General features: G+C 72.2%; 22 protein-coding genes. 6 read left to right on the forward strand and 16 right to left on the reverse strand.

The genetic code is table 11. The annotated features are described in order from the left end of the window. Complete coding sequence (locus tag AB5J73_RS02590) at positions 1-444, reverse strand: MarR family winged helix-turn-helix transcriptional regulator (protein WP_370967721.1); 444 nt, start codon at positions 442-444, stop codon at positions 1-3. Between the two features lie 39 nt (positions 445-483). On the opposite strand from AB5J73_RS02590, the gene AB5J73_RS02595 reads away from it, so the two are divergent. Beyond that, positions 484-1,377, forward strand: coding sequence for an alpha/beta hydrolase (locus tag AB5J73_RS02595; RefSeq protein WP_370967723.1), 894 nt, complete (start codon positions 484-486; stop codon positions 1,375-1,377). Here AB5J73_RS02595 and AB5J73_RS02600 read toward each other — a convergent pair. After that, the gene (locus tag AB5J73_RS02600; protein WP_370967725.1) at positions 1,374-4,508 is read right to left on the reverse strand and encodes a GH92 family glycosyl hydrolase; all 3,135 of its coding nucleotides are present in this window, start codon (positions 4,506-4,508) and stop codon (positions 1,374-1,376) included. The two genes, AB5J73_RS02595 and AB5J73_RS02600, sit on opposite strands and share 4 nt — an antisense overlap. A gap of 157 nt (positions 4,509-4,665) precedes the next feature. Here AB5J73_RS02600 and AB5J73_RS02605 point away from each other — a divergent pair, with 157 nt between their 5' ends. The 3 genes from AB5J73_RS02605 to AB5J73_RS02615 are packed head-to-tail and all read left to right on the forward strand — an operon-like array spanning position 4,666 to position 7,562. Further along, entirely contained in the window at positions 4,666-5,361 is a 696-nt protein-coding gene (locus AB5J73_RS02605) for a response regulator transcription factor (RefSeq protein WP_370967727.1), read from the forward strand. Then, positions 5,351-7,255: a sensor histidine kinase gene (locus tag AB5J73_RS02610; protein ID WP_370967729.1), complete on the forward strand. Its 1,905-nt coding sequence runs from the start codon at positions 5,351-5,353 to the stop codon at positions 7,253-7,255. The genes AB5J73_RS02605 and AB5J73_RS02610 overlap by 11 nt, the downstream gene beginning before the upstream one ends. Further along, the gene (locus tag AB5J73_RS02615) at positions 7,215-7,562 is read left to right on the forward strand and encodes a hypothetical protein (protein WP_370973568.1); all 348 of its coding nucleotides are present in this window, start codon (positions 7,215-7,217) and stop codon (positions 7,560-7,562) included. The genes AB5J73_RS02610 and AB5J73_RS02615 overlap by 41 nt, the downstream gene beginning before the upstream one ends. Here the strand turns inward: AB5J73_RS02615 and AB5J73_RS02620 are convergent. The 7 genes from AB5J73_RS02620 to AB5J73_RS02650 form a co-directional block, all read right to left on the reverse strand. Continuing rightward, positions 7,495-7,695, reverse strand: a complete 201-nt coding sequence (locus AB5J73_RS02620) for a twin-arginine translocation signal domain-containing protein (protein ID WP_370967731.1) — start codon at positions 7,693-7,695, stop codon at positions 7,495-7,497. The two genes, AB5J73_RS02615 and AB5J73_RS02620, sit on opposite strands and share 68 nt — an antisense overlap. A 9-nt stretch (positions 7,696-7,704) precedes the next feature. Then, positions 7,705-8,532: a carbohydrate ABC transporter permease gene (locus AB5J73_RS02625; protein ID WP_370967733.1), complete on the reverse strand. Its 828-nt coding sequence runs from the start codon at positions 8,530-8,532 to the stop codon at positions 7,705-7,707. Continuing rightward, a complete protein-coding gene (locus AB5J73_RS02630) occupies positions 8,522-9,406 on the reverse strand; it encodes a carbohydrate ABC transporter permease (protein ID WP_370967735.1) in 885 nt (294 codons plus the stop codon). The genes AB5J73_RS02625 and AB5J73_RS02630 overlap by 11 nt, the downstream gene beginning before the upstream one ends. Then, positions 9,403-10,692, reverse strand: a complete 1,290-nt coding sequence (locus AB5J73_RS02635; RefSeq protein ID WP_370967738.1) for a sugar ABC transporter substrate-binding protein — start codon at positions 10,690-10,692, stop codon at positions 9,403-9,405. The genes AB5J73_RS02630 and AB5J73_RS02635 overlap by 4 nt, the downstream gene beginning before the upstream one ends. Before the next feature lie 73 nt (positions 10,693-10,765). Beyond that, positions 10,766-11,821: a LacI family DNA-binding transcriptional regulator gene (locus AB5J73_RS02640; protein WP_370967740.1), complete on the reverse strand. Its 1,056-nt coding sequence runs from the start codon at positions 11,819-11,821 to the stop codon at positions 10,766-10,768. A 48-nt stretch (positions 11,822-11,869) separates the two neighbouring features. Continuing rightward, positions 11,870-13,486: an FAD-dependent oxidoreductase gene (locus AB5J73_RS02645; RefSeq protein ID WP_370967742.1), complete on the reverse strand. Its 1,617-nt coding sequence runs from the start codon at positions 13,484-13,486 to the stop codon at positions 11,870-11,872. A 148-nt stretch (positions 13,487-13,634) separates the two neighbouring features. Next, a complete protein-coding gene (locus tag AB5J73_RS02650) occupies positions 13,635-14,192 on the reverse strand; it encodes a TetR/AcrR family transcriptional regulator (RefSeq protein WP_370967744.1) in 558 nt (185 codons plus the stop codon). A gap of 78 nt (positions 14,193-14,270) precedes the next feature. Here AB5J73_RS02650 and AB5J73_RS02655 point away from each other — a divergent pair, with 78 nt between their 5' ends. Then, positions 14,271-15,407: a YbfB/YjiJ family MFS transporter gene (locus tag AB5J73_RS02655; RefSeq protein WP_370967746.1), complete on the forward strand. Its 1,137-nt coding sequence runs from the start codon at positions 14,271-14,273 to the stop codon at positions 15,405-15,407. Here AB5J73_RS02655 and AB5J73_RS02660 read toward each other — a convergent pair. The 7 genes from AB5J73_RS02660 to AB5J73_RS02690 all read right to left on the reverse strand — a co-directional run bounded on the left by AB5J73_RS02660 (position 15,373) and on the right by AB5J73_RS02690 (position 23,000). Continuing rightward, positions 15,373-16,338, reverse strand: coding sequence for an RNA polymerase subunit sigma-70 (locus tag AB5J73_RS02660; RefSeq protein ID WP_370967748.1), 966 nt, complete (start codon positions 16,336-16,338; stop codon positions 15,373-15,375). The genes AB5J73_RS02655 and AB5J73_RS02660 overlap by 35 nt on opposite strands. Continuing rightward, positions 16,328-17,095: an isocitrate lyase/phosphoenolpyruvate mutase family protein gene (locus AB5J73_RS02665; RefSeq protein ID WP_370967750.1), complete on the reverse strand. Its 768-nt coding sequence runs from the start codon at positions 17,093-17,095 to the stop codon at positions 16,328-16,330. Before AB5J73_RS02665 ends, AB5J73_RS02660 begins: the two co-directional genes overlap by 11 nt. A gap of 3 nt (positions 17,096-17,098) precedes the next feature. Further along, positions 17,099-18,505, reverse strand: a complete 1,407-nt coding sequence (locus tag AB5J73_RS02670) for an MFS transporter (RefSeq protein WP_370967752.1) — start codon at positions 18,503-18,505, stop codon at positions 17,099-17,101. A 73-nt stretch (positions 18,506-18,578) separates the two neighbouring features. Further along, positions 18,579-19,733, reverse strand: coding sequence for a 4-hydroxybenzoate 3-monooxygenase (locus AB5J73_RS02675; RefSeq protein WP_370967754.1), 1,155 nt, complete (start codon positions 19,731-19,733; stop codon positions 18,579-18,581). A 70-nt stretch (positions 19,734-19,803) separates the two neighbouring features. After that, complete coding sequence (locus AB5J73_RS02680; RefSeq protein WP_370967756.1) at positions 19,804-20,541, reverse strand: IclR family transcriptional regulator; 738 nt, start codon at positions 20,539-20,541, stop codon at positions 19,804-19,806. A 43-nt stretch (positions 20,542-20,584) separates the two neighbouring features. Then, positions 20,585-22,351, reverse strand: coding sequence for a chitinase (locus tag AB5J73_RS02685; RefSeq protein ID WP_370967758.1), 1,767 nt, complete (start codon positions 22,349-22,351; stop codon positions 20,585-20,587). 88 nt (positions 22,352-22,439) lie between these two features. Next, entirely contained in the window at positions 22,440-23,000 is a 561-nt protein-coding gene (locus AB5J73_RS02690) for an AAA family ATPase (RefSeq protein ID WP_370967760.1), read from the reverse strand. A gap of 255 nt (positions 23,001-23,255) precedes the next feature. Between AB5J73_RS02690 and AB5J73_RS02695 the strand changes: the two genes are divergently transcribed. Continuing rightward, on the forward strand, positions 23,256-23,678 hold the full coding sequence (locus AB5J73_RS02695; RefSeq protein ID WP_370967763.1) for a hypothetical protein: 423 nt from the start codon (positions 23,256-23,258) through the stop codon (positions 23,676-23,678). Positions 23,679-23,693: the final 15 nt, after the last annotated feature.

A 23,693-nucleotide genomic window follows, 5' to 3' on the forward strand; every position in this document is an offset into this window, starting at 1 on the left:
TCAGCCCGTCGGCAAGCCGATCCGGTCGCGCTCGAGGGTCGCGCGCAGCCGGGAGAGGGCCTGGCCGGCGGCGTCGTCGAAGGCGTCGCCGACCAGCTCGGTCAGCAGCTCGGTGACGGTCCGGCCGGCCGCCTCGGCCAGGCTCGCCCCTTCGGCGGTCAGCACCAGCAGGGACGACCGCCGGTCGGCCGGGTTCGGCTGCCGGGCGATCCACCCGCGCCGCTCCAGGCGGTCGACGCCCTTGCTGGTCGCGCCGATGCCGATGGCGAACTCGGCGGCCAGGTCGGCGACACGGGAGCCGGGGTGTTCGCGCAGGTGGCGCAGGAATTCGTACTGCGAGGTGACGATCCCGTGCCGTTCGCGCAGCCGGTCGTTGAGCGCGTTGTAGAGCCGCGTCTCACAGCGGACCAGGTCGGCGAAGACGTCGCTCAATTTAGTTGCCACGGCATATACTGTAGTGGCAGCTACTTCGGAGGGGCGACGATGAGCAGGGAACAACGCGCGAAGATCGACGCGGTGCTGCGCGCACCGGCACCCGGGGGCCCGCGATCGGTCGAAGAGATCCGGTCGGGGTTCGCGGCGCTGATGGCCACGATGATCGTGCCGAAGGACATCCGGACCGCGGAAAGCACGCTCGGCGGCCGCCGGGCCCTGCGGGTCGAGCCGGCCGGCGAGCCGCGTCCCGGGACGATCCTGTACTTCCACGGCGGTTCGTTCGTGTTCGGCTCGCCGGAGACCGCGCTCTCGCTGACCGGGAACCTGGTGGCCAGGACCCGGTTCCCGGCGGTCTCACTGGACTACCGGCTGGCGCCGGAGCACCCGTTCCCGGCCGCGAGCGACGACGCGCTCGCCGCCTACCGGGCGCTGCTCGAAAGCGGCGAGGCCCCGTCGGCCGTCGCGTTCGCCGGGGATTCCGCCGGCGGCGGCCTCGCCGTCACGACGTGCCTGCGCGCCCGCGCCGCCGGCCTCCCGCTGCCGGCGGCGATCGTGGCCTTCTCCCCCGGGCTCGACGGCACCCGCACCGGCGAAAGCATGCGGACGAAGGCGGCCGCCGACCCGATCCTGACGCGCGACGGCCTGGACCACACGGGCGCGCTGTACCTCGCGGGCCAGGACCCGCACCAGGAGCTGATCAGCCCCGCGGTGCTGGCCGACCTGACCGGCTTCCCGCCGGTGCTGCTCCAGGTGGGCACCAACGAACTGCTCCTGGACGACTCGACGCGCCTGGCCGCTCGCGCGCGAGCCGCCGGGGTGGACGTCGTCCTCGACGTCACCGCGGACGTCCCGCACGTGTTCCAGGCCTTCGCCGGCGTCCTGGACGAGGCCGACCAGGCCCTCGACCGCGCCGCCCTCTTCCTCACCCAGCGAGTCCGTTAGGCGAGGCCGATCGCGAAGACGTGCAGGTCGGGGTCCGAGGGCAGGGTCACCGACGCGATCGTCTTCCCGGCCGGGGCGTCGAACGGCGCCGTCGCGTACACCGACGCCCCGCCGCCCTGGCCGCCCGGCTGGTTGCGGTGGTCCGTGCGGGCCACCAGCGTGTTGCCGAACACCGGGTCCGTGCCGCCGCCCGGGAAGACCCAGTCGCCGAAGGACAGGTCGGCCTGGCCGGTGGTGCCGTCGGTGAACGTCACCGTCGCCGACGCCCGGTGGTCGCCGTTCGAGGCCGTGCCGATGAACGACAAGCGGGTCCCGGACACCTGGATCGGCTGCCCGGCGGGCACCACGTTGTCCGGACGTCCGGCCGGCGCCGCGGGCCAGGTGAACGACGTGCCCGCCGCCTGCGTGACGTGCCCGCCGGTCAGCCCGGCCGCGGCCAGTGCCTGCCGCGAGAGGCTGTTGCCGGCGCCGTCGATGTCGGCCGAGCCGGCGTCGCCGTCGTCGGAGATGCCCACGTTCGAGTACGCGGCCGCAAGTCCGCCCGGCGGCGCCACCAGCACGATCACCGAGCCGGGTACGGACGTAGCACCGCCGCGGACGGTCACCGGCACCTGGTAGTAGCCCTCGGGCGTCCCGGCGGCGACCGACACGTTCAGCTTCGCGGTCCCGCCGCCGGTCCGGTCGTCGAGCCGGAGCTGCCGCGGCCCGGTCACCGAGACACCGGGCGGCGCCTGCGTCGCCACGTCCAGCACGCGGTCGTGCCCGCCGAGCCGCTGCCCGCTCACGGTGACCTCGCCGGTGCCGCCGGGCGCGACGACGACCTGGTTGGTCACCGAGGCCAGGTACGGCTTCTCACCGTCGCGATAGGACGGCGGCGCCGCATCGGCCGCCCAGCGCTTGTCCGGAGTGGACACCAGCGAGAAGTCCAGCCGGCCGCCGTCCCGCGCGGTGTTCGCGGGCAACGACGTCCGGTTCCAGTCGCGGCCGTTCAGCGAAAGCGCGTGGACGTACGTCGCCGGTGCCTGGGGCGCCCGGATGTCGAGCGTCCGCCCGGACGGCAGCGACAGCACCGCGCGCTCGAACAGCGGGCTGTGCACGACCAGGTCCGGCGTCCCCGGCGTGGCCGGGTAGATGCCGAGCGCGGCCCAGACGTACCACGACGACTGCGCGCCGAGGTCGTCGTTGCCCGGCTCGCCGTCCGGGGTCGCGCTGAACAGCGTCGTCGCGATCTCGCGGACCACCTGCTGGGTCTTCCACGGCTGCCCGACGTGGTCGTACAGCCACGGGACGCCGAAGTCGGGTTCGTTGCCGGCCCACATGTACGGCTCGTTCGGGCCGACGTTCAGCTTCTGGAAGAAGGTGTCCAACCGGGACGCCACGGCGGCGGGCCCGCCCATCGCCGTCACCAGCCCGGCCGGGTCCTGCGGCACCAGCCACGTGTACTGCGCCGCGTTGCCCTCGTCGAAGCCGTCCTGCCCGAACTTGCCCGGCGGCGGCGGGACGTACGCGGGGCCGTCCGGGAAGCGCCCGTCCTGCGCGCGCGGCTGGACGTAGCCGGTCAGCGGGTTGAAGAGGTTCTGCCAGTTCTGGCCGCGTTTCGTGAACTCGCGGGCGACGTCGCGGTCGCCGATGCCCTGCGCGAACCGCGCGATGGCGAAGTCGTCGATCGCCCACTCCAGCGTGATCGACGCGCCGACGCGGGCGTGGTCGCCGCGGGACGCGTCGTTGTTCGGCAGGTACCCGCGGGCGACGTAGTCGGCGATGCCCCGGCGTTCCTGGTACGCCCCGGGCGTTCCGTCGACCGAGGTCGCACCCTTGACCAGGTACTTCAGCGCCGTCTTGACGTCGAAGTCCCGCGCGCCGAACGCGTACAGGTTCGAGAGCAGCGCGACCGAGCTGTCGCCGGTCATCTGGCCGGTGTAGTCGTTCGCCATCGGCCAGCGCGGCCACCAGCCACCTTGGACGGCGTCGTTCGTCAGCGACTGCGCCATGTCACTGGCTTCTTTCGGGAAGAGCATGGCGTGCAGCGGCGCGAGCGAGCGGTAGGTGTCCCAGTCGGAGAAGTTCGCGTACTGGTGCCGCCCCTTCGGCAGGGTCCGGACCTGGTCGTCGAAGCCGATGTACCGGCCGTCGGCGTCGTCGAACGTGTTGGGGTGCAGCAGCGAGTGGTACAGGGCGGTGTAGAACGTCTTGAGCTGCGCGGTGTCGCGGCCCGCCACGCGGATCTTGCCCAGGGCCTGCGCCCACTTGTCGCGTGTGGACTTCCGGACCGCGCCGAAGTCCCAGCCGGGGACTTCGGCGGCCATGTTGGCCCTCGCGCCGTCGACGCCCACGTAGGACATCGACACCTTCGCGTGCACGGTCCCGGAACCGAACGTCAGGTACGCGCCCGCGTGCGGCGAGTCGACGCTGTCGGTGCCCGGTTTCACCGTCGAGCCGTCCCAGGTGCCGTGCGCGGTGAACGGCTGGTCGAACGTGATGTCGTAGAAGACCGTGTACTTGTTCGGCTTGCCGCAGAAGTTGCCGGTGGTGGCCGACCCGCTCACCTCGCGGTCGCCGGTGATCCGCAAGGTGGCGGCGGAGTTGCCGGCCAGGCTGGCACCGCCCTTGACGAGCACCTGCGGCGTCGACCCGGCCGGGTAGGTGAACGTGGCGAGCCCGGTGCGGGTCGTGGCGGTCAGCTCGGCCCGGACGTTCGAGTCGGCGAGCGTCACGGCGTAGTAGCCCGGCTCGGCCTGCTCGCCGTAGTGGCCGAAGTGCTCGACGCGGTTCCAGGGCGCGCTGCCGACGTCGCCGGTGACCGGCAGGATCGGCACGTCACCGAACGCATTGCAGCCGACCGACGCGTGGTCGAGGCTGAAACCTCGGATCTGGTCGGAGTGGTACTGGTAGCCGGCGTACGCGCCTTGGGTGTCCGGCGAGAACTGCATCATCCCGAACGGCGCCGCCGGGCCGGGGAAGTTGTTGATTTCGCCGACCGAGCTCCCGCCGCGACCGGTCCCGATCAGCGGGTCGACATAGGCCGCCGGGTCCCCGACCAGCGGTGACAACGTTGTCGGAGCCGCCGAAGCGACGGTGGGCACGCCGATCACCGCCGTCGTGGCCAGCGCCACCATGAACCTGTACCGCACCCGGTGCCTCCCAGAGCCGACAGCCTTGTCATCCGACCTTTGCCTGCGCTGCACCTCCGGGTCAACACTTTGACAAAGACCTGGCTCGTGCCCTCAAGGTATGAAGATCCGGTCAGGATCGGGTGGCGGGCGTGTCAGGACGCCTAACCTCGACCCCGTGTGCGCACGTGTACTGGTCGCCGAGGACGACGAGAAGCAGGCCGAGGTCCTCCGGCTCTACCTCGAGAGCGAGGGCCACACCGTGGTGCTGGCCCCGGACGGCCGGGCCGCCCTCGACGAAGCCCGCCGCGACCGCCCCGACCTGCTGGTCCTCGACGTGATGATGCCGAAGGTCGACGGCCTCGACGTCTGCCGGATCCTGCGGCAGGAGTCCGACGTGGCGGTGCTGATGCTCACCGCCCGCGCCACCGAGGACGACCTGCTGCTCGGGCTCGACCTCGGCGCGGACGACTACCTGACCAAGCCGTACAGCCCGCGGGAGCTGATGGCCCGGGTCCGGACGCTGCTGCGGCGGACCGCCGGCCGGCGTGAACCACCGGACACCGCGTTGCGCGCCGGCGCGCTGCGGCTCGACCCGGTCCGGCACGAGGTGTCGGTCGGCGGCCGGCCGGTGGAGACCACCCCGGGCGAGTTCCAGCTGCTCGAGACGCTGATCCGGCAGCCGGGCCGGGTCTTCACCCGCCGTCAGCTGCTGGAGCTGACCCGCGGCGACGACCGGTTCGTCAGCACCCGGATCATCGACGTCCACGTGCTCAACCTGCGCAAGAAGCTCGAGCCGGACCCGCAGAAGCCGGTCTACCTGCGGACCGTGTTCGGCGTGGGCTACAAGCTGACGGCGGAAAATGACACGTAGCTTCCCGAGGCGGCGCAGCCTCGTCGTCCGGCTCACCGCCGTCTCCCTGCTCATCGCGCTCGCCTCGATCGCCGCGACCGCGTGGCTCGCGGTGCAGACCACCACCCGCGCGATCCAGCAGGAGCAGGGCCAGGCCCTCTCCGGCGACGCCACGATCTACACCGAACTGCTGGGCTACGCGGCGGCCAACCACACGTGGGGCCAGGCGGGGCCCCGGCTGAAAGCGCTCTCGGAGCAGACCGGCCGCCGGATCGTGCTGACCACCCTCGACCGGCACGTCCTCGGCGACTCCGGCGGCACCCCGGTCACGCTGCCGGTCAAGGCGACCGCGTCGGTCGACCCGCTGCACGTCGACCCGGTGCTGCTGCCCCAGGCCGGGACGAGCGGGATCGACCCGCGCGCGGCCGGCCCGTTCCGGCTGCCGGCGGCCGAACGCGAGGACCTCACTTCGCTGGCCACGAAGACCGCCGCCTGCCTCGCCACGGTCGGCCTCCCCAGCCAGGTGCGCGAGTCGCCGAGCGGGCGGCCGCAGCTCGCCGGGCTCGATCCCCTGTCCGCGCGCTACTTCGCTTCGAAGTGCGGCCTCTACGAGCTGGCCCAGCCGACGCCGACCGAACAGGCCGCGCTCGACAGCCTCAACGACGCCGTCAACCGCTGCCTGCAGAGCCAGGGCGCGGACAAGGTGCAGCTGGGCCTCGACCTGGAAATCCTCGGCGGCACCGACCAGCGGCCGGCCCAGGGCTGCCTCGACGCGGCCCGCCGCGAGCAGCTGACGCCGTTCGTCGCGCCGCCCGCGCTGCTGTTCACGCTCGGGCCGGGCGGGTCGCAGCTGCCGACGTTCACGCTGTCGCGGGAGAACCTGACCCGGATCCTCGCCGTGACCGGTGGCGTGCTGGTGCTGGCCGTCGCGCTCACGGTGCTGGTGGCGACCCGGCTGTCCCGCCCGCTGCGGGCGTTGACCGAAGCGGCGAAACAGGATCGCCCGGCGCCGGTGAAGTCCCGCGACGAGGTCGGCTACCTCGCCGCCGCGTTCAACGACCTCACCGCGCGGCGGGAGCGCATCGAGGAGCTGCGCAAGGCGATGGTCAGCGACATCGCGCACGAGCTGCGCAACCCGCTCAACGTCATCCGCGGCCGGCTGGAGGCCGCCGAAGACGGCCACCTGCCCTTCGACCGCGCGCTGAGCGCCTCCCTTCTCGAAGAAACCGTGCTGCTGCAGCACATCGTCGACGACCTGCAGGACCTCGCCGCCGCCGACGCCGGGCAGCTGCGGCTGCACCCCGAGCTGCTCGACGCGGCCGAGCTGGCCGGCCACGTCGCCGTCGCGCAGGCCGACCGGGCCGCCGCGGCCGGCGTCGGGCTCACCGTCGAAGCCGACGGCGACACCGTGCTCGCGGCCGATCCGGTGCGGCTGCGCCAGATCGTCGGCAACCTGGTGACGAACGCGGTCCGGCACACCCCCGCCGGCGGCCGCGTGACGATCCGCGTTTCGTCCACTGTGGACGTGGTCACGCTGGCCGTCGAAGACACCGGAACCGGGATCGCCGCCGCGGACCTGCCGCACGTGTTCGACCGGTTCTGGCGGGCCGAGAAGTCCCGCAACCGCCAGACCGGCGGCAGCGGGCTCGGCCTCGCCATCGTGCGGCACCTCGTGCAGGCCCACGGCGGCACGGTCGCCGTCGAGTCCGAAGTGGACAGCGGATCGACGTTCACCGTCCGGCTGCCGAAAGCGGATCCCGGTGGCGAGGGTGCCGGGGTGCGGGATCCGCAGGAGGCGCAGCCGCCGGGCACCGTCGCGGAGGAAGGTGACGGGGGTCGCGGTGACGGTCGCGGCCAGGGCGGTGCCCCAGCCGATGGTGATCGTCGCGCCGCCGCAGCGGATCGTCAGCCCTGACGCCGTGGCGCTCGCGTCGGTGCCGTGGGAGACCGGGGCTCCGCCGGCGAACCGGACGTCGTCGCCCGGGTGCAGCACCAGCGGGATCTGCTCGGTCAGCGGGGGATCCGGGTCCAGCTTCAACGCCAGCTGGGCCGAGGAGAGCCCGGACGCGTTCTGGTTGGCGTACTCGACCGGGTGCGCCCAGATCGGGCTGGCCGGGTTCAGGAACCACGTCATGCCCTGGTGCAGCGCGGCGGTCAGCTCGCCGCGCCGGGCCGGCAGTGCGTCGGCCTGCCGCAGGTTGGCGAGGGTCTTCGCGAGGTAGCCCATGCCGAACCCGGTGGCGGCGGGGCGAGCGGCGGGAACGGCCCCGCCGGCGGGGGTACCGCGGCCGAAGCCGTCCCCGCGAGGCTGAGCAAGGCGGCGGCTCCGCCGAGGAAGGTCCTGCGATCGATCACGACTGCCTCCTAGCCCTTGAGGCCGCTCTGGGCGAGCCCTTCGACGAACTGGCGTTGCGCGATGACGAACACGAGCAGCACCGGCACGACCGTCGTGGTCGCGGCGGCGAGCTGGACGTTCCAGAGGTGACCGCCGTAGACGTCGACGTACTGCGTGAGCGCCACCGGCAGCGTGAACCTGCTCTTGTCGGTCAGGTAGACCAGCGGTTCCAGGAAGAAGTTCCACGTGTTCAGGAAGGTGAAGATCGCGACCGCGGCCAGCGCGGGCTTCGCGATCGGCAGCGCGACGCGCCGGTAGAGCCCGAACCGCGAGAGGCCGTCGAGCCGGCCCGCTTCTTCGAGCTCGCCCGGGATCGTGATGAAGAACTGGCGCATCACGAACGTCGCCAGCACGCTCGGCGCCCCGAAGATCGGGACGACGACCAGCGGCCAGTGCGTGTTCGTCAGCCCGAGGTCGTCGACCACCCGGAACAGCGGGATGATCGTGACCTCGCTCGGCACCATCAGTCCGATGAGGATCAGCGCGAACAGCTTCTCGCCGCGGAACCGGATGCGGGCGAACGCGTACCCGGCCAGCGAGGAGAAGAACATCGTGCCGAGCGTGACCAGCACCGCGATGTAGAGGCTGTTGAAGTACTGCTGCGCCAGCGGGAAGTCCGTGAAGGCAGTCCGGTAGTTCTCCCACTGCGGCTGGTTCGGAAACAGCTTCGGCGGGTAGGCGAGGACCTCGTTGGCCGGCAGCAGCGACGCCGTGATCATCCACCAGGTGGGGAACACGAACGGCACGGCCAGCACGACCAGCACCGCGTAGCAGGCGATCTTCGCCCTACGACTCATGGAACACCCACCGCTTCCGCATCCGCCACTGCAGCAGCGTGAGCACGAGGATCACGAGGAACAGCACGACGGCCAGCGCGGAACCGTAGCCGAGGTCGTGGTTGGCGAAAGCCTGCTGGTAGAAGTAGAACACCAGGACGTTGGTGCTGTCCGCGGGCCCGCCGAGGGTCAGCACCTGGATCTGCGCGAACACCTGCAGCGCGCCGGCCACGGTGATGATCGCGGTGAGCAGCGTGGTCGGGCTGATCATCGGCAGCGTCACCGAGCGGAACCGGCGCCACGGCCCGGCGCCGTCCAGCTGCGACGCCTCCACAATGGACTGCGGGATGCCTTGCAGCGCGGCGAGGAACAGCACCATGTTGAGCCCGACGTTCTTCAGCACCTGCACCACGATCACCGACAGCATCGCGGTGCCGTTGCCGCGCAGCCAGTTCGGCCCGTCGACGCCGACCGCCTGCAGGAGGGAGTTGATCCCGCCGTTGTCCTGCAGGAGGAAGTTCCACACGATCGTCCAGGCGACGAGCGTGACGACCACCGGCGAGAAGAAGACCGTGCGGAACACCGTGGTGCCGCGCAGCTTCAGGTTGAGCAGCAACGCCAGCGACAGCGCGAGCGCCAGGTTGAGCACGACCAGGCCGACGCAGAAGATCGCCGTCGCGCGGGCGACCTTCGGCGCGGTCGGGTCGTCGAAGAGCTTCGCGTAGTTGTCCGCGCCCGCGAACGTCGACGTCCCGGCGAGCAGGTTGACGTCCTGGAAGCTGTACCAGACGACCGCGACCAGCGGGGCCACGACGAAGGCGAGGAACCCGAGGGCTTGCGGGGCGATGAACAGCCACCCCGCCAGCTCGTCCCGCCGCCTCGACGTGAGGGTCACCGGCTCAGCGCCGGGTCGATGGCCTGGCAGACCCCGGCCAGCGCGGCGGGCACGTTCGCGTCCGGCTGCCACATCGGGTCCAAAGCGGACTGCACGAGCGACGCGATCCGCGCGCTGCCGGTGTGCGACGGCAGCACCGCGCCGGTCTTGATCCCGTTCACCACGACGTTCTGCAGCTGTTCCTGGCTGAACAGCGGGTTGGCCTTGGCCAGGGTGGCCGCGTTGAGCAGGCTGTCGCGGGCCGGCGGGAAGTACTGGCCGAGCTTCGCCGAGTTGGCCGGGTTCGTGAAGTACGCGAGGAAGTCCGCGGCGGCCTTGGCGTGCTTGCCCTTCACCGGAACGCCGATCCCGGCCTGGCCGATGACCTGCGCGTTCGCCTTCGGCCCGGCGGGCAGCGGGACGATGCCCCACTCGAACGGCTTGGCCTTCAGCAGCCCGGCCCGGCTGATCTGCGCGATCGTCAGGCCGGCTTCCCCGGCGAAGAAGTCCGCCGTCGTGCCCGGGCCGGGCAGCGCCTTGTCGGTGAAGATCGCCTGGTGCAGAAAGGTCATCGCGGCCGTCATCTCCGGCGAGGTGAAGCCGCACGTCTTGCCGTCCGGGCCCCAGGCGTCGGCACCGAAGCCGCGCCACACCGAGGCGAGCAGCACCCACTGCTTGTACTCGAACTCGCGGATGACCAGGCCCGCCTTGCCGGTGTCCTTCGCGGCGACCTGGGCGGCGATCTGCCTGGCGGCGTCCCACGTCCACCGTCCACTCGCGACCAGCCGGTCGGGCGTCTCGGTGATCCCGGCCCGGGTCAGCAGGTTCTTGTTGTAGAACATGCCGAACGGCGACGTCGAGAACGGGTAGGCGTAGAGGCCGTCCTCCTTGGTCCACAGCTTCGTCGCGGACGGGACCAGTTCGGCCGCGTTGTATCCCGCGGCCGCGTCCAAAGTGGGCTTGAGGTTCGTGAGGGCGCCGGACTGGACGAAGTCCGGGGCGTCGCGTTCGAGGATCCACGCGAGGTCCGGCGGGTTGCCGCCGGAGAGCTGGGTGGTCAGCGCGGCCGAGTAGGCGCTCGTGTCACCCGGGACGACGTCGAATTCGACCGACGCGACCTCCGGGTGGGTCTTGCGGTATTCGGTGGCGATGGAGTCGAAGAGGGCGAGCTGGTTCTTGTCCGTCGTCCAGACGGTCATGCGCAGTGCGATGTTCTTGTCGTCGCCGGCGCCGCCCGAGCACGCCGTCGAAGCCAGTGCGACGGCGGACAGGGCCGCGGCGAGCAGCCGGATTCTCCGGTAGGCCACGATGCCTCCTGGTTATTCGAATTAGCACGGACGGTAAGCGTCGCCCCGTGCACTGTCAACCGGCCGTTCGGCCTCAGCGGGAGTCTGTTGTGGAGGGTCCGGCCGCGGTGGCGCCTGCGTGGATCGTGCACGGCAGGAGCAGCTGGCGCGGCTGGGGTTTCTTCAACAGCTCGACGAGCACGCGCACGGCGTGCACGCCCATTTCGTGGCGCGGGATGCGGAACATCGACCAGTCGGTCGCGGTGCTCGGCACCGCGTGCGCCTGCGGCTGCTGCGACGGGTCGGCGTCACCCAGCACGACGAGCGAAAGGTCCTCGGGCACGGTCAGTCCCAGCTCGTGCGCGCACGCCAGGATGCCGTCGGCCATCGCCGAGCTCTCGACGAGCAACGCCGTCACGCCTTCGTCGCGCGCCTGCCGCAACGCGATCGCCGGGTCCTCCGCCAGGAACACGAGCGGCGGACGGCGGTGCTTGCGCGCGGCGGCCTCGTACCCGGCGCGGCGGTCGAGCGTCGGCTCGTTCTCCTCGGTGACGCTGAGCAGCCCGATCCGGCGGTGCCCGAGGCCCCACAGCCACTCGTGGACCTCACGGGTGGCGGCGACGTAGTCCGCGCCGACGTAGCTGATCGGCCCGGTCGGCGACTCGCGGCGGCCGACGAACACGAACGGGAACTGCTCCTCGACCAGCTGCGCGAGCTCCTGCGGGTCGTTGTGCCTGCCGAGCAGGATCGAGCCGTCGGCGATGCGCAGCCGGTTCGTGCCCGCTTCGTAGATGCGGCGGCGCCCGTCGCGGCGGCCACCGCTGGTGAACAGCAGCAGGTCGAAGCCCTGCTGCTCGGCCTCCTCTTCGATGCCGAGCAGGAACGGCCGGTAGAAGTCGGCCACCCCGGACGGGAACACCGACTCGTAGGTGAACACGCCGAGGATCTGGTTGGACCCCCCGCGCAGCCGGCGGCCCATGATGTCCACGGTGTAGCCGGTTTCGCGGAGCACCTGCTGCACGCGGTCGCGGGTCTCCGGGGTGATGCGCAGGCTGTCGGAACCGTTGAGCACCATGGACACGACGGCCTGCGAGACTCCGGCCAGGCGCGCCACCTGGGCCTGCGTGACCCGGCCCGAACCCGCCGTCATCCGTGACTCCCTCCCGCGCGACTGCGCCAGACCTTACCGGCGGCACGGTCAGTACCCCCGCACTTCCGGCCACCGGCGTTCCACCCCGGCGGCGTCCAGCACGCGCGCGAAGTCCTCGAAGAGCCGGCTGTCGGCCTGGACCGCCCGCGGCTCGACGTCCTCGCTGACGGCGAACGCGGCGAGCAGCCCGGCGACCTCGCCGACGTTCCACTCGACGGGGTGCAGCCGGAAGCAGCCGTTCGTGATGTGCGTGGTGCCGATGTTCTTGCCCGCGGGCAGCAGGTTCGCCGTGCGGACGGGCAGCAGCGCGCCGAGCGGGATCTCGTACGGCACGCTGGCGACGTCGATGTAGTTGTCCCCGCCGGTCGACGGGTGCAGGTCGATCCGGTAGCTCCCGACCCCGACGGCGTCCGCGCGGCGGACCCGCCCGTCGACCCCGAGGATCTCGGCCGAGACGTCGTGTTCGGTGACGGTCGTGACGGCCTTGATGCGCCGGGCTTCGCGGACGTACGCGGACTTCGCGAGACCGTCCTTCGTGCCGGTGACGTCGGGACGGAGCTTGAGCCCGGGGAAACCGGTACCGCCGTCCGCGCGGGGCGCCTCGGTCTGCAGCCAGTGGAGGACGGACAGGCTCAGCTGCTTGGCTTCGTGGTGCGCGGTTTTCACGTCGGCTTCGCCTGCGTGGCCGGGGATGGTGAGGGCGGGCTTGAGCCAGTAGTCGTTGAGCGGCCAGTTGACCAGCGTGACGTCGGAGTCGAAGGCGCCGGCGGTGTGCAGGCCGCGGGCGAGGATGCGGCGGAACGTCCACAGTTCCTTGTCCCCGGCGTCGGCGCTCTGGTCGGCGCTGACGGCGAGGGGGTCGCCGGGCGGGTTCGGCACGAAGGTGCGCTTGACCGGGTCGAGGGTCCGCGGGTCGGGGGCGACGAAGCCGAGCAGCGGGCCGGGCCAGAAGTCCGGCTGGTAGTCGCGCCAGAAGCCGTACATCGCGGGCTTGTCGATGACGTGGTTTTCGCCTTCGTGGTGGGAAACCGCGAAGCAGTAGGTGATGCCCTGCAGGTTGGCGGGATCGGCCGCGTCCGGCGCGTGCGGCTCACCGTGCTCGGACTTCGCTTCCGCCCCGGTGACGTGTTCGGTCCCGGCGAGCGGCAGGAGGTCCCCGTTCTCGGTGGCGTCGAGGACGTACCGGGCTTTGACGACGACGCGTTCCTCGCCCTCGAGGACCACGGCCTCGACGCGGTCGCCGGTGGTGTGCACCCCGACCGGGCGGTGGTCGCGCAGGACGTGGATCCGCCCGGCGCTGACGTGCGGCGCGAGCATGGCTTCGACCACGGCGAGCGCCACCCGCGGCTCGTGGCAGAGCTTGCTGACCTTCCCGGCCCCGGGGTTGAGCTCGGCGTGCTTCGCGGCTTCGGCGCGGAGCGGGTAATGGCGGCGGTAGTGGTCGCGGATGCCCGCGCGCAGCTCGCGGTAGGTGCGGGTGGACCCGAACCGCTCGATCCACGGGTTTTCGTCCGGCGGAACGGCTTGCGCGGTGAGCTGGCCGCCGAGCCAGTCGGTCTCCTCGGTCAGCACGACCCGCCGCCCGTGGGAGGCCGCGGCCAGCGCGGCGGCGACCCCGCCGAGTCCCCCGCCGACGATGAGAATCTCGGTGCCCAGTTCCTTCATGAAGCCTTCCCGCAGGTGATAATTCGAATTACTACGCGGGTATGGTGCGCACGGCAAGCTCAAGGAGTCAAGAGGCTGAAGGGGACGTTCCACTCATCCCACGCGCTGAAGGGGACGTTCATCGCATCTGATGCGATGAACGTCCCCTTCAGCCGAGCAGCGACGTCGCCAGTCGCTTCGCCGTGCGGAACGGAGCCGCGTCCTGGGCGACCACCGACTGCACCGCGGCGCCCTCCAGCACCAGCATCAGCTCGTCCGCCAGCCGCTCGGCCGCCCCGGCGCGGGCGAGCTGGGCGCGCAGGTAACCGTGCAGCGCCGTCTTGTGGTGGCGGACGACTTCGCGGACCGGGTCGGCGGGGTCGGGGAACTCCGAAGTCGCGTTGAGGAACGCGCAGCCGCGGTACCCGTCGCGGGACAGCCAGGCCTCGTACGCGTCGAACACCGCCAGCACCCGCTCCCGTGGCTCCGGGTGCGCCGCCGTGATCTCGTCGACCTGCTCCTGCCACGCGCGGTCGCGTTCCCGCAGGTACGCCACGACGAGCCGGCTCTTCGACCCGAAATTGCCGTAGAGGGCCGCCTTAGTGACGCCCGCCTCCGCGGCCACCGCGTCGACCCCGACGACGTGGATGCCGTCCCGGTAGAACAGCGCCGACGCTGCCTTGAGCACCTTCCCGCGCGCGTCGCCGGGACGAGTCCGGCCCATCATACCTCCCGGTCTACCGCATTACCTGGCACAACCGTACCACCCCTTGACAGCAAACAGACCGGTCTGTCTGATGGGGGCATGGCGACCAAGACCGGAGAGACGACGACGTCGTGGTGGCCCCTCGCCGCGGCCGGCGCGGGGGTCATCGCCCTCTGCTACGGGTTCGCGCGCTACGCCTACGGGTTGTTCGTGCCCCGGTTCAGCGAGACGTTCGGGCTGACCACCGTCGGCGTCGGCGTGCTCAGCGGCCTCTCGACCGCCGGCTACGCGGCCGGGCTGCTGCTGGCCCCGCGGACGTCGGCGCACTCGGCGCGCGGCACCGTGCTGCTCGCCGGCGTGGCCGCCACGACCGGGCTCGCGCTCATGGCGCTGGCCCCGGCCGTCGCCGTGTTCGCCGCCGGGATCGTGGTCGCCGGCGCCAGTGCGGGGCTCGTGTCGCCCGGCGTCGCCCAGCTCATCGGGGAGAGCACCGGCCAGGCCCGGGCGCAGACCTGGGCCAACACCGGCACCGGCCTCGGGCTCGCCGCGTCCGCGGGCACGCCGCTGCTGGCCATCGGCTGGCCGGTGATCTGGGCGGTGTTCGCCGGGCTCGGCGCGGTGGTGACGCTGCTCGCGTGGCGGACGCTCCCCCGCTCCCGGCCCGCCGCCGCGGTCACCGGGTCCGGATCGGGCCTCAGGCCGCTGGTGCTCAACTCCGCGCTGATCGGGGTGACGAGCGCGCCGTACTGGACGTTCTCCGGCTCCCGGCTCGCCGAAGCCGGCCTGAGCCCGGTGGCCGCGACCTGGTGCTGGGGCACGATCGGGGTCGCCGGGCTGCTCGGCGGCCTGGCCGGCCGGGTCGTCGGCCGCGCCGGGCTGCCGGCCGCCACCCTCGCGACCTGGACGCTCGCCGCGGCCGGCCTCGCCCTGCTGGCCGTGCCGGGCCTCGGGCTGTTCGGCGCCCTGCTTTCCAGCGCGCTCTTCGGCAGCACCTACATGGCGTTGACCGGGTTGTGCATCGTCTGGGCGGCCCGCGTGTCACCCGCGCGGCCCGCCCGCGGCGTCACCTGGTCCTTCGCCGGGCTGGGCGTCGGGCAGACGGCCGCCGCCCCGCTGGCCGGGGCAGCAGCCGCGAGCACCGGCCTGGGACCGGTGTTCATACTGACCGGTCTGATCGCGCTTCTCGCGTGGACTCCCTGGTTCAAGCCAGCCGGGCCGGCAGACCGGCGGCCGTGACGAGGTCCGGACCGGGGAACTTCACCGCTCGCGACAAGCGCTGCCCGGTCACCGTGAACACCCACAGCCCTTCGGCGCGCAGGACGCCTTCGCCGTCCGGGCGGTAGCTGCCCGCGGCGGGCTGGCCGTTGGCGCGCGTGGGCCGCAGCCGGATCCCCCGGTCCGCCCGGAAGGCGTACCGCTCCAGGAACGGCAGGCACACGCGCACCCCCTTGAACCACACCGGGTGCGGCATGGCTTCGAGGCTGAAGTCGTCGTGGATGACGGTCCGGATGGCCGCCGTGTCCTGCGCTTCGAACGCCGCGACGTAGCGGTCGAGCAGCGTCCGTTCGACCTCCGGGTCCGGCGGCTCGGCCTCGAGGTCGAGTTCGTCGAGCCGCTGCCGGGCCCGCTGCAGCAGGCTCTTCACCGCGGGCACGCTGACGCCGAGCGTCTCCGCGATTTCGGCGGCGGACCACGACAGCACCTCCCGGAGCAGGAACGCCGCCCGCTGCCGCGCCGGCAGGTGCTGCAGGGCCGCGATCAGCGCCAGCCGCACCGACTCGCGCCGGACGACGACTTCGCCCGGGTCGCCGAGCACCGCGTCGGGCAGCGGCTCGAGCCACGCGAGCGAGCCGGCGCCGAACACCCGGGCATCGGGATCGCTCGACGGCGCCCCCAGCCCGGCGGGCAGCACCCGCCGGCTGCGGTGCGTCAGCTCGGTCAGGCAGGTGTTGGTCGCGATCCGGTACAGCCAGGTCTTGAGCGACGAGCGCCCCTCGAAGGCGTCGACCCCGCGCGCGGCCCGGAGGTACGTCTCCTGGACGACGTCTTCGGCGTCCTGGTAGGACCCGGTCATCCGGTAGCAGTGGGCGAGCAGCGCGGGGCGGAGCGCGCCGAACTCGTCCCGCAGCCGCGCGCTCCCGGTAAGCGGCACCGCCTCAGCCGACATCGCGCACTCCCCGTTCGTGGATGGCTTCCAAAGCTTCCCTCATCCCCGCGAAACCCGAGCGGTGGAACCGGGGCCCGTACGACACCCGGGCCACGCCCAGCGCCGCCAGCCCGGCGAGGTCCAGCGCCGGGCTGGTGTTGCCGTTGACCGGCCCGCCGACTTCGGTGACGACCCGCGCGAGCGCGTCGCCGGGTGCCCCGATCGGGTACACGCAGTCCGCGCCCGCCTCCCGGTAGCGGCGGCCCCGCCGGACGGCCTCCGCCACCCGGTCCGCCTCGGGCACCCCGGCGGGCGGCAGGAACACGTCGATCCGCGCGTTGACGACGAGCGGGACCCCGCTCGCGTCGGCGGCCGCGCGCACCTCGGCCAGCCGGTCCGCGTGCGCTTCGGCGTCCGCGAGCCCGCCGGCGCGGTGGTCGGTGTCCTCGAGGTTGCACCCGGCCGCCCCGGCTTCGAGGAGCCGGTCCACCAGCTCCCCCGGCGCCAGCCCGTAGCCGGCCTCGGCGTCGACGGTCACCGGGACTCCCACGGCGCGGGCGATCCGGGCGGCCGCCGCGAACATCTCCCGCCACGGCGCCGCTTCGCCGTCTTGGTACCCGAGCACGTCGGCCACGGCGGCGCTGGAGGTCGCCACCACCGGGAAGCCGGTCTCGACGACGAGCTCGGCACTGGCTTCGTCCCAGGCGTTCGGCAGCACCAGCAGCTCACCGCCGTGCAGTTCGCGCAGCAGGCCGGCGTGGGCGTTCAGGTCGGTCACGGCTCAGTTCTCCTTCGGTTCGCGACGGGGGACGAAACAGCCGGCCAGCACGCCGGCGGCGGCGAGGGCGGCGCTGAGCACGACGGCGGCCGTGAACCCGGCGGTGAACGCTTCCCGCGACGAATAGCCGCCGGCCAGCGAGAACCCGGCGACCAGGACGGCCACGCCGAACGCGCCGCCGAGCTGCCGCATCGCGCTGAAGGCGCCGGAGGCCTTGCCGAGGAACCGCGGCCCGGCCGAGGTCAGCACCGCGCTCTGCACCGCGGGCAGGCACATCGCGATGCCCGTGCCCGACAGCACCAGCGGCGCGGCGAGCACCCAGTACGTGGCCGACGGCCCGGCGACCACGGCGACCCAGAGCATGGCCAGGCCGTGCAGCCCCAGCCCCGCGACGATGAACGGCCGCTCGCCGAAGCGGCCGACCAGCCGCCCGGCCAGCTGCGGGACGACCACGGTGGTCAGCCCCCACGGTGCCAGCCCGGCCCCGGCGGCGAGCGGCCCGTAGCCGAGCCCTTCCTGCAGGAACTGGGCCATGAAGAAAGTCGCGCCCAGTGCGGAGGCCCAGTGGCAGAAGATCACCGCGTTGCCCGCCGAGAACCGGCGCGAGCGGAACAGCCCGGGCGGGAGCATCGGGTGCGCCGCCCGCCGCTGCCAGGCGACGAACGCGCCGAAGGCGATCAGCCCGGCCGCGAGCGGTCCCGCGACGCCGGGCCAGCTCGCGGTGCCGACCTGCGCCAGCCCCCACACCACCCCGAACGAACCGGCGCCGGCCAGCAGCAGCCCCGGCACGTCGAGAGCGCGATCGGGCCCGTGGCTCTCCTCGACCCGCGTCCGGGCGAGCACGACCAGGACCGCGCCCACGGGGACGTTGAGCCAGAAGATCCACGGCCAGGAGATGCCCGCCACGACGGCCCCGCCCAGCAGCGGGCCGAGCGGCACCGCCACCCCGCTCACGCTCGCGAAGACGCCGAGCGCCTTCGGCCGCAGCTCCGGTGGGAAGGCGGCGCCCAGCAGCGCCAGCGCGAGCGGCATGACGAACGCGGCGCCGGCGCCCTGCAGCACCCGGCCGGCGATCAGGGTGCCGGCGTCCGGGGCGAGGGCGCAGACCAGCGACGCCAGCGCGAACACGCTCACCCCGGCCGTGAACAGCCGCCGCCGTCCCCAGCGGTCCCCGGCGGCCGCGGCCGTCATGAGCAGGACGGCGAAGCTCAGGCCGTAGGCGTTGACCGTCCATTCGAGCTCGGCGGCCGACGCACCCGTGCCGGCCTTGATCGCGGTCAGGGCGGTCGCCACGACGAGCGCGTCGAGCACGACCATCATCGAAGCGACGGAGGTGATCGCCAGGACCCACCTTCGCTTCGCTGCTCCTACCTCCGGTACCGCCGGTGTGGGCGGGGTTTCGACGCGCACTCGGGACTCCTCGCGGCTCGGTTGCGGTGCTGCCGAGTGATGGACACCGCGCGAGCCGGAAAGGAATCGGTGGTTACAGCGGCAGTCCCGAGTAGTTGTCCGCGAGCTCGGTCGCCGCGGCCGCCGACGTCACCGTGCGGCGCAGCTGGGCCAGCTGGAGCTGGGCGTCGAAGTCGTCGCCGTGGCGGTGCAGCATCGACGTCATCCACCACGAGAAGTGCGTGCAGCGCCAGACCCGCCGCAGCGCCGTGTCCGAGTACGCGTCGACGAGCTCGTCCGTGCCGTCCTTCAGGGAAGCGGTGAGCGCCTTGGCCAGCAGGGCGACGTCGGCGACGGCCAGGTTCAGGCCCTTCGCCCCGGTCGGCGGCACGATGTGCGCGGCGTCCCCGGCGAGGTAGAGGTTGCCGTGCCGCATCGGCGTCGCGACGAAGCTGCGCATCGGCAGCACGCTCTTCTCGGTGATCGGCCCCGTCTCCAGTGCCCACCCGGGGTGCCCGAGACGGGTCGCGAGCGCGTCCCAGATCCGGTCGTCGCTCCACCCGGCGATGTCCTCGTCCGGCGCCACCTGGAGGTAGAACCGGCTCACCCGCGGCGAGCGCATGCTGTGCATCGCGAAGCCGTCCGGGTGCCAGGCGTAGATCAGCTCGTCGGCCGACGGCGCGACGTCGGCCAGCACGCCCAGCCACGCGAACGGGTAAGCGCGCTCCCGGATCTCGGCGCCGGGGATGGACGCCCGGCTCGGCCCGTGGAACCCGTCGCAGCCGACGACGACGTCCGCGTCGACCCGCTGCGCCCGCCCGGCGTCGTCCACGAAGGTCACGTGCGGCTTCCCGGTGACGTCGTGCAGGGTGACGTCGGACGCCGAGTAGTACGCCGGGCGGCCGGCCTTCTCGCGCGCCGCCATGAGGTCCTTGGTGATTTCGGTCTGCCCGTAGATCGTCACCGACCGGCCGACGAGGTCGACGAAGTCCAGGTGGTGCCGTTCGCCGGGCCACTGCAGGTGGATGCCCCGGTGCTCCATGCCTTCGACGTCGAGCCGGGCACCGAGCCCGGCCTCGCGCAGGAGGCCGACCGTGCCCGCTTCGAGCATGCCCGCGCGGATGCGCGCCTGGACGTAGCCGGCGGTCTGCCGTTCGAGCAGCACCGAGTCGATGCCTTCGAGGCCGAGCAGGTGGGACAGCAGCAGCCCGGCCGGGCCGGCGCCGACGATGGCGACCTGGGTGCGCACGGGAACGTCCTTTCGCGGGGAGAGCCCGAGCATGGAACGCCCAGCCCGGTGCGCTCTACGACATTCTCATTCACTGAGAGAGTGTCCGCGAGATTCCCCGCGCCGCCGCGCGCAACGCCGGGATCTGCATCCGCGCGGAGTCGTCGCTGGGCACGATCACCGACAGCGCCGCGACGACGTCGCCGCCGCGTCCCCGCAGCGGGACGGCGATCCCCGTGGTCTCTTCGTCGATGAAGCCCGCGCAGTACGCGTAGCCGTCCCGCCGGACGTCGGCGAGGAACCGCCGCAGCCGCGCCGGCTCGGTCAACGTCGTGCGCCGGAAGGCGTCCAGCGGGCCCCCCAGCACCTGCTCCTGCAGTTCGGCGGGCGCGTGGGCGAGCAGCACCAGCCCGGACGACGACGCGTGCAGCGGCAGCCGCCCGGCCACCCGCGTCACGTTGACGACCGCGCCGGGCGCGGACAACCGCTCGACGAACAGCACTTCGCGGTCCTCCAGCACGGCGAGCTGCGTGTGGTGCCCGACGACGGCGTGCAGATCCTCCATGAACGGCAGCGCCGCTTCGCGCAGCCCCAGCGTCGGGGACGCGCGCGAAGCCAGCTCCCACAGCCGGACGCCCACCCGGACCCTCCGATCGGTGTCGCGCCGCAGCCAGCCGTGCCCGACCAGCTCCTCGACCAGCCGCGACGCCGTCGCGACGTGCAGCCCGGCCCGCCGCGCGATGTCGGTGACGCGCAGCGCGGGCGCGTCCGGTTCGAACGTCTCGAAGATCCGGACGACGCGCGTCAGCACGGAGTCGCGTTTCACCACGTCAGGCAGTGTGCCCCACCGGAGCGGGGCACACCGTCCGGCGTCACGGCAGCGAGTTCAGGAACGGCTCGTGGCTGTTCTGGAACTCCCAGTTGTAGTACTTGTCCCAGTTGATCGACCAGGTCATCAGCCCGCGCAGCGCCGGCGACGTGCCGCCGCGCAGCGTGTACGAGCCGCAGCCGCTGCCCTTGACCAGGCAGTTCACCGCCGTCTGGACGTCCGCCGGCGACGTGTAGCCGTTGCCGGCGCTGACCGCGGCGGGCAGGCCGATCGCGATCTGGTCCGGCCGCAGCCCGGGGAAGAACTGGCCGGTGTTCGCGACGCTGAAGCCGGCCTTGAGCATGTCGGTCATCGCGATGTGGAAGTCGGCGCCGCCCATGTTGTGGTACTGGTTGTCGAGGCCCATGACCGGCCCGGAGTTGTAGTCCTGGACGTGCAGCACGGTGAGCGAGTCCCGCAGCGCGTGGATGACCGGCAGGTAGGCGCCGGTCCGCGCGTCCCCGGCGCTCGTGCCACCGTAGAACTGGTAGCCGACCTGCACGAAGAACGTCTCCGGCGCCATCGTCAGCACGAAGCCCGAGCCGTACTTGGCCTTGAGCGTCTTCAGCGCGGAGATCAGGTTGACGATCACCGGCGTGGTCGGGTTGCGGAAGTCGGTGTCCCCGGCGTTGAGCGACAGCGAGTGGCCCTCGAAGTCGATGTCGAGGCCGTTGAGCCCGTACTTGTCGATGATCGCCGAGACCGAGCTGACGAACTTGTCCCGCGCGGCGGTGGTGGTCAGCTGCACCTGGCCGTTCTGCCCGCCGATGGAGATGACCACCTTCTTGCCCTGGGACTGCTTGGCTTTGATCGCGGCGATGAAGTCGGCGTCGCTCTCGACGTTCGGGCATTCGGCGACCGGGCAGCGGGTGAAGCGGATGTCCCCCGAAGTGACCGAAGTCGGCTCCCCGAAAGCGAGGTCGATGATGTCCCAGGCGGCCGGCACGTCGGCCATCCGGACGTAGCCGGAGCCGTTGGCGAAGCTGGCGTGCAGGTAGCCGACGAGCGCGTGCTTGGGCAGGCCGGTGTCGACGCACCCGGTGGTGCTCGCGGTGGCGGTGGCGCTCTTCGGCGACTCGCCGGCGCTGTTGTAGGCGGCGACGGCGTAGCTGTGGGTTTCGCAGGCCTTCAGACCGGAGATCGTGGCGCTCGTCCCGGTGACGGTCGCGACGGCGGTGCTGCCTTCGTAAACGCGGTAGCCGGTCACGGTGCCGGCGCTCGCGCCCCAGCTGAGGGCGATGGAGTTCGTCGTGATGCTGCCGGTGGCCGGTGCGCCGGGCGCCCCGGGCGTGCCGGGGGTGTTGCCGCCCGGGCCGTCGAGGACGACGTCGTCGGCGTAGTAGGTGCCGGCGCCGTACCAGCCGTGGAGGTAGAGCTGGGCGGAGGTCTGGTTGCCGGTGGTGAAGGTGAGTTGCAGCTGGTTGTAGGCGCCCGAGTTGCCGGACCAGGTGGAGGCGCCGCCGGTGATGCCGAGGTAGACGGGGTTCCCGCGCACCCAGGCGGAGACGGTGTAGGTGGTGTTCGGCTGCACGGACACGGTCTGCGAGCACTGGGCGTAGTCCGCGCCGGCCGGCGTGGCGGCGAGGGCGTAGCCGCCGCCGTGCACGGGCGTGCTGACGGTGGTGGCGCCGGAGCAGGTCCAGCCGGAGAGCGAGCCGGCTTCGAAACCGGGGTTGGCGAGGAGGTTGGCCGCTTCGGCATGGCCGGTCACCAGACCGGAGAGTGCCAGCACGAAGGCGGCGAGGGTCGCGGACAGTCTGGAACGCCTCATCGGGTCCTCCAGTCGGGGAGATACCCGATATTGTCTAGACCAATATGTAAAATGTCCAGACCAAAGGTGCCCTTCGGCGCACCTGCGCTCAGGAACGCAGCTCCACCAGCAACCTGGTCACCAGCCGGGTCCGCCCCGCGCGGGACCGGTCGATCACCTGCACACTGCTCCAGCCCGCCGGAACCCGGTCGGCGAGCAGGTCCTCGCGCCACTTCCCCACCCGCCGCACGTGGCGCGCGAACGACCGCGGCCGCACCACCCGGCCGCGACTGCGCTGCCCCGCCAGCGCCTGCTCCGCCGGGACGTCGAGGAACAGCAACCGCACCGGCCGGCCGCTCACCGCGCCGACCACGGCCAGCAGGGCGCGGGTCGAGGCCCGCGTCGAGGGCTCGTGGACCACGATCGGGCCCGCCACCCCGAGCGCGCGGCCGACGATCCGCGCCCGGTGCCAGGCGTGCACCACCGGCCGGTAGCAGCGGTACGGCACCGAGGGGATCGCCGTCCCGAGCCGCTCGCGGACCTGGTCGGAGTCCAGCACCGGCAGGCCCGTCGCCGCGTGGCGGAGCATCGTCGTCTTGCCCGCGCCCGGGAGACCCGCCACGACCAGCATGTCGCGTGGCCCGAGTTCGATGACAGTGGGCTCGCTCATGCCCGCTCAACGCCCGGCCGATGGTAATGGTTCCTTTACCATCGACTCACGGACAGTAATGGGCACGTCTTCCGCGCGGTGCGCGCCACCCGGCCGGACGCGCGGCCGTCACACGCCGTGCCACGAGGCCCGAAACCCATGCGGGACAACGCATCCGACGACGGCCAGTTCGGGTGAAGTTCCCGTCCACCCCTTCCTCGCGCCCGGAAAATCCTTATCTTCTGAAGGGGACGCCGCTAGAACAGAGGACTCCTCATGACCCAGTCGCTGGCACTCCCGGTCCAGGAATTCTGTCTCGATTGGACGCTCACGGGCGAGGAAGGCAGCAAGGTCGCGGTCACCCTCAGCGGCCAGGTGTCGCTGCTCGACAACAACCGGTTCTACAAGATCGACGGCGTCGTCTACGTCACGGAGGGTGACACCGACATCCGCGCGGTCGGCAACCCGTGCCTGTCCGTACGGCGCAACGGCGTCGAGAAGTCCGGGCGCCAGTGGGGCTGGGAAATGTGCTCGGCCCGCAAACGCCTGGGCGCGCTCACCACGATGGAGGGCTACTTCGTCCGGACGGGCTACTGGGCGCCCGCCGACCGCGCCATCCAGCTGAGCCTCTGCGCCGAATCCGGGTGGAGCCGGCGCAAGAGCTACAGCCCGCACGTCACCGTCCGGATGGTCGACTGACCGCTGAGGCTTGGT

The organism is Amycolatopsis sp. cg9 (assembly GCF_041346945.1).
Taxonomy (GTDB): domain Bacteria; phylum Actinomycetota; class Actinomycetes; order Mycobacteriales; family Pseudonocardiaceae; genus Amycolatopsis.

Bases quoted from the DNA above. Each gene is read 5' to 3' on its own strand.
- AB5J73_RS02595 (WP_370967723.1), top strand. From the start codon at position 484: ATGAGCAGGGAACAACGCGCGAAGATCGACGCGGTGCTGCGCGCACCG.
- AB5J73_RS02610 (WP_370967729.1), top strand. From the start codon at position 5,351: ATGACACGTAGCTTCCCGAGGCGGCGCAGCCTCGTCGTCCGGCTCACC.
- AB5J73_RS02615 (WP_370973568.1), top strand. From the start codon at position 7,215: ATGGTGATCGTCGCGCCGCCGCAGCGGATCGTCAGCCCTGACGCCGTG.
- AB5J73_RS02625 (WP_370967733.1), bottom strand. From the start codon at position 8,532: ATGAGTCGTAGGGCGAAGATCGCCTGCTACGCGGTGCTGGTCGTGCTG.
- AB5J73_RS02640 (WP_370967740.1), bottom strand. From the start codon at position 11,821: ATGACGGCGGGTTCGGGCCGGGTCACGCAGGCCCAGGTGGCGCGCCTG.
- AB5J73_RS02645 (WP_370967742.1), bottom strand. From the start codon at position 13,486: ATGAAGGAACTGGGCACCGAGATTCTCATCGTCGGCGGGGGACTCGGC.
- AB5J73_RS02650 (WP_370967744.1), bottom strand. From the start codon at position 14,192: ATGATGGGCCGGACTCGTCCCGGCGACGCGCGCGGGAAGGTGCTCAAG.
- AB5J73_RS02655 (WP_370967746.1), top strand. From the start codon at position 14,271: ATGGCGACCAAGACCGGAGAGACGACGACGTCGTGGTGGCCCCTCGCC.
- AB5J73_RS02660 (WP_370967748.1), bottom strand. From the start codon at position 16,338: ATGTCGGCTGAGGCGGTGCCGCTTACCGGGAGCGCGCGGCTGCGGGAC.
- AB5J73_RS02685 (WP_370967758.1), bottom strand. From the start codon at position 22,351: ATGAGGCGTTCCAGACTGTCCGCGACCCTCGCCGCCTTCGTGCTGGCA.
- AB5J73_RS02690 (WP_370967760.1), bottom strand. From the start codon at position 23,000: ATGAGCGAGCCCACTGTCATCGAACTCGGGCCACGCGACATGCTGGTC.
- AB5J73_RS02695 (WP_370967763.1), top strand. From the start codon at position 23,256: ATGACCCAGTCGCTGGCACTCCCGGTCCAGGAATTCTGTCTCGATTGG.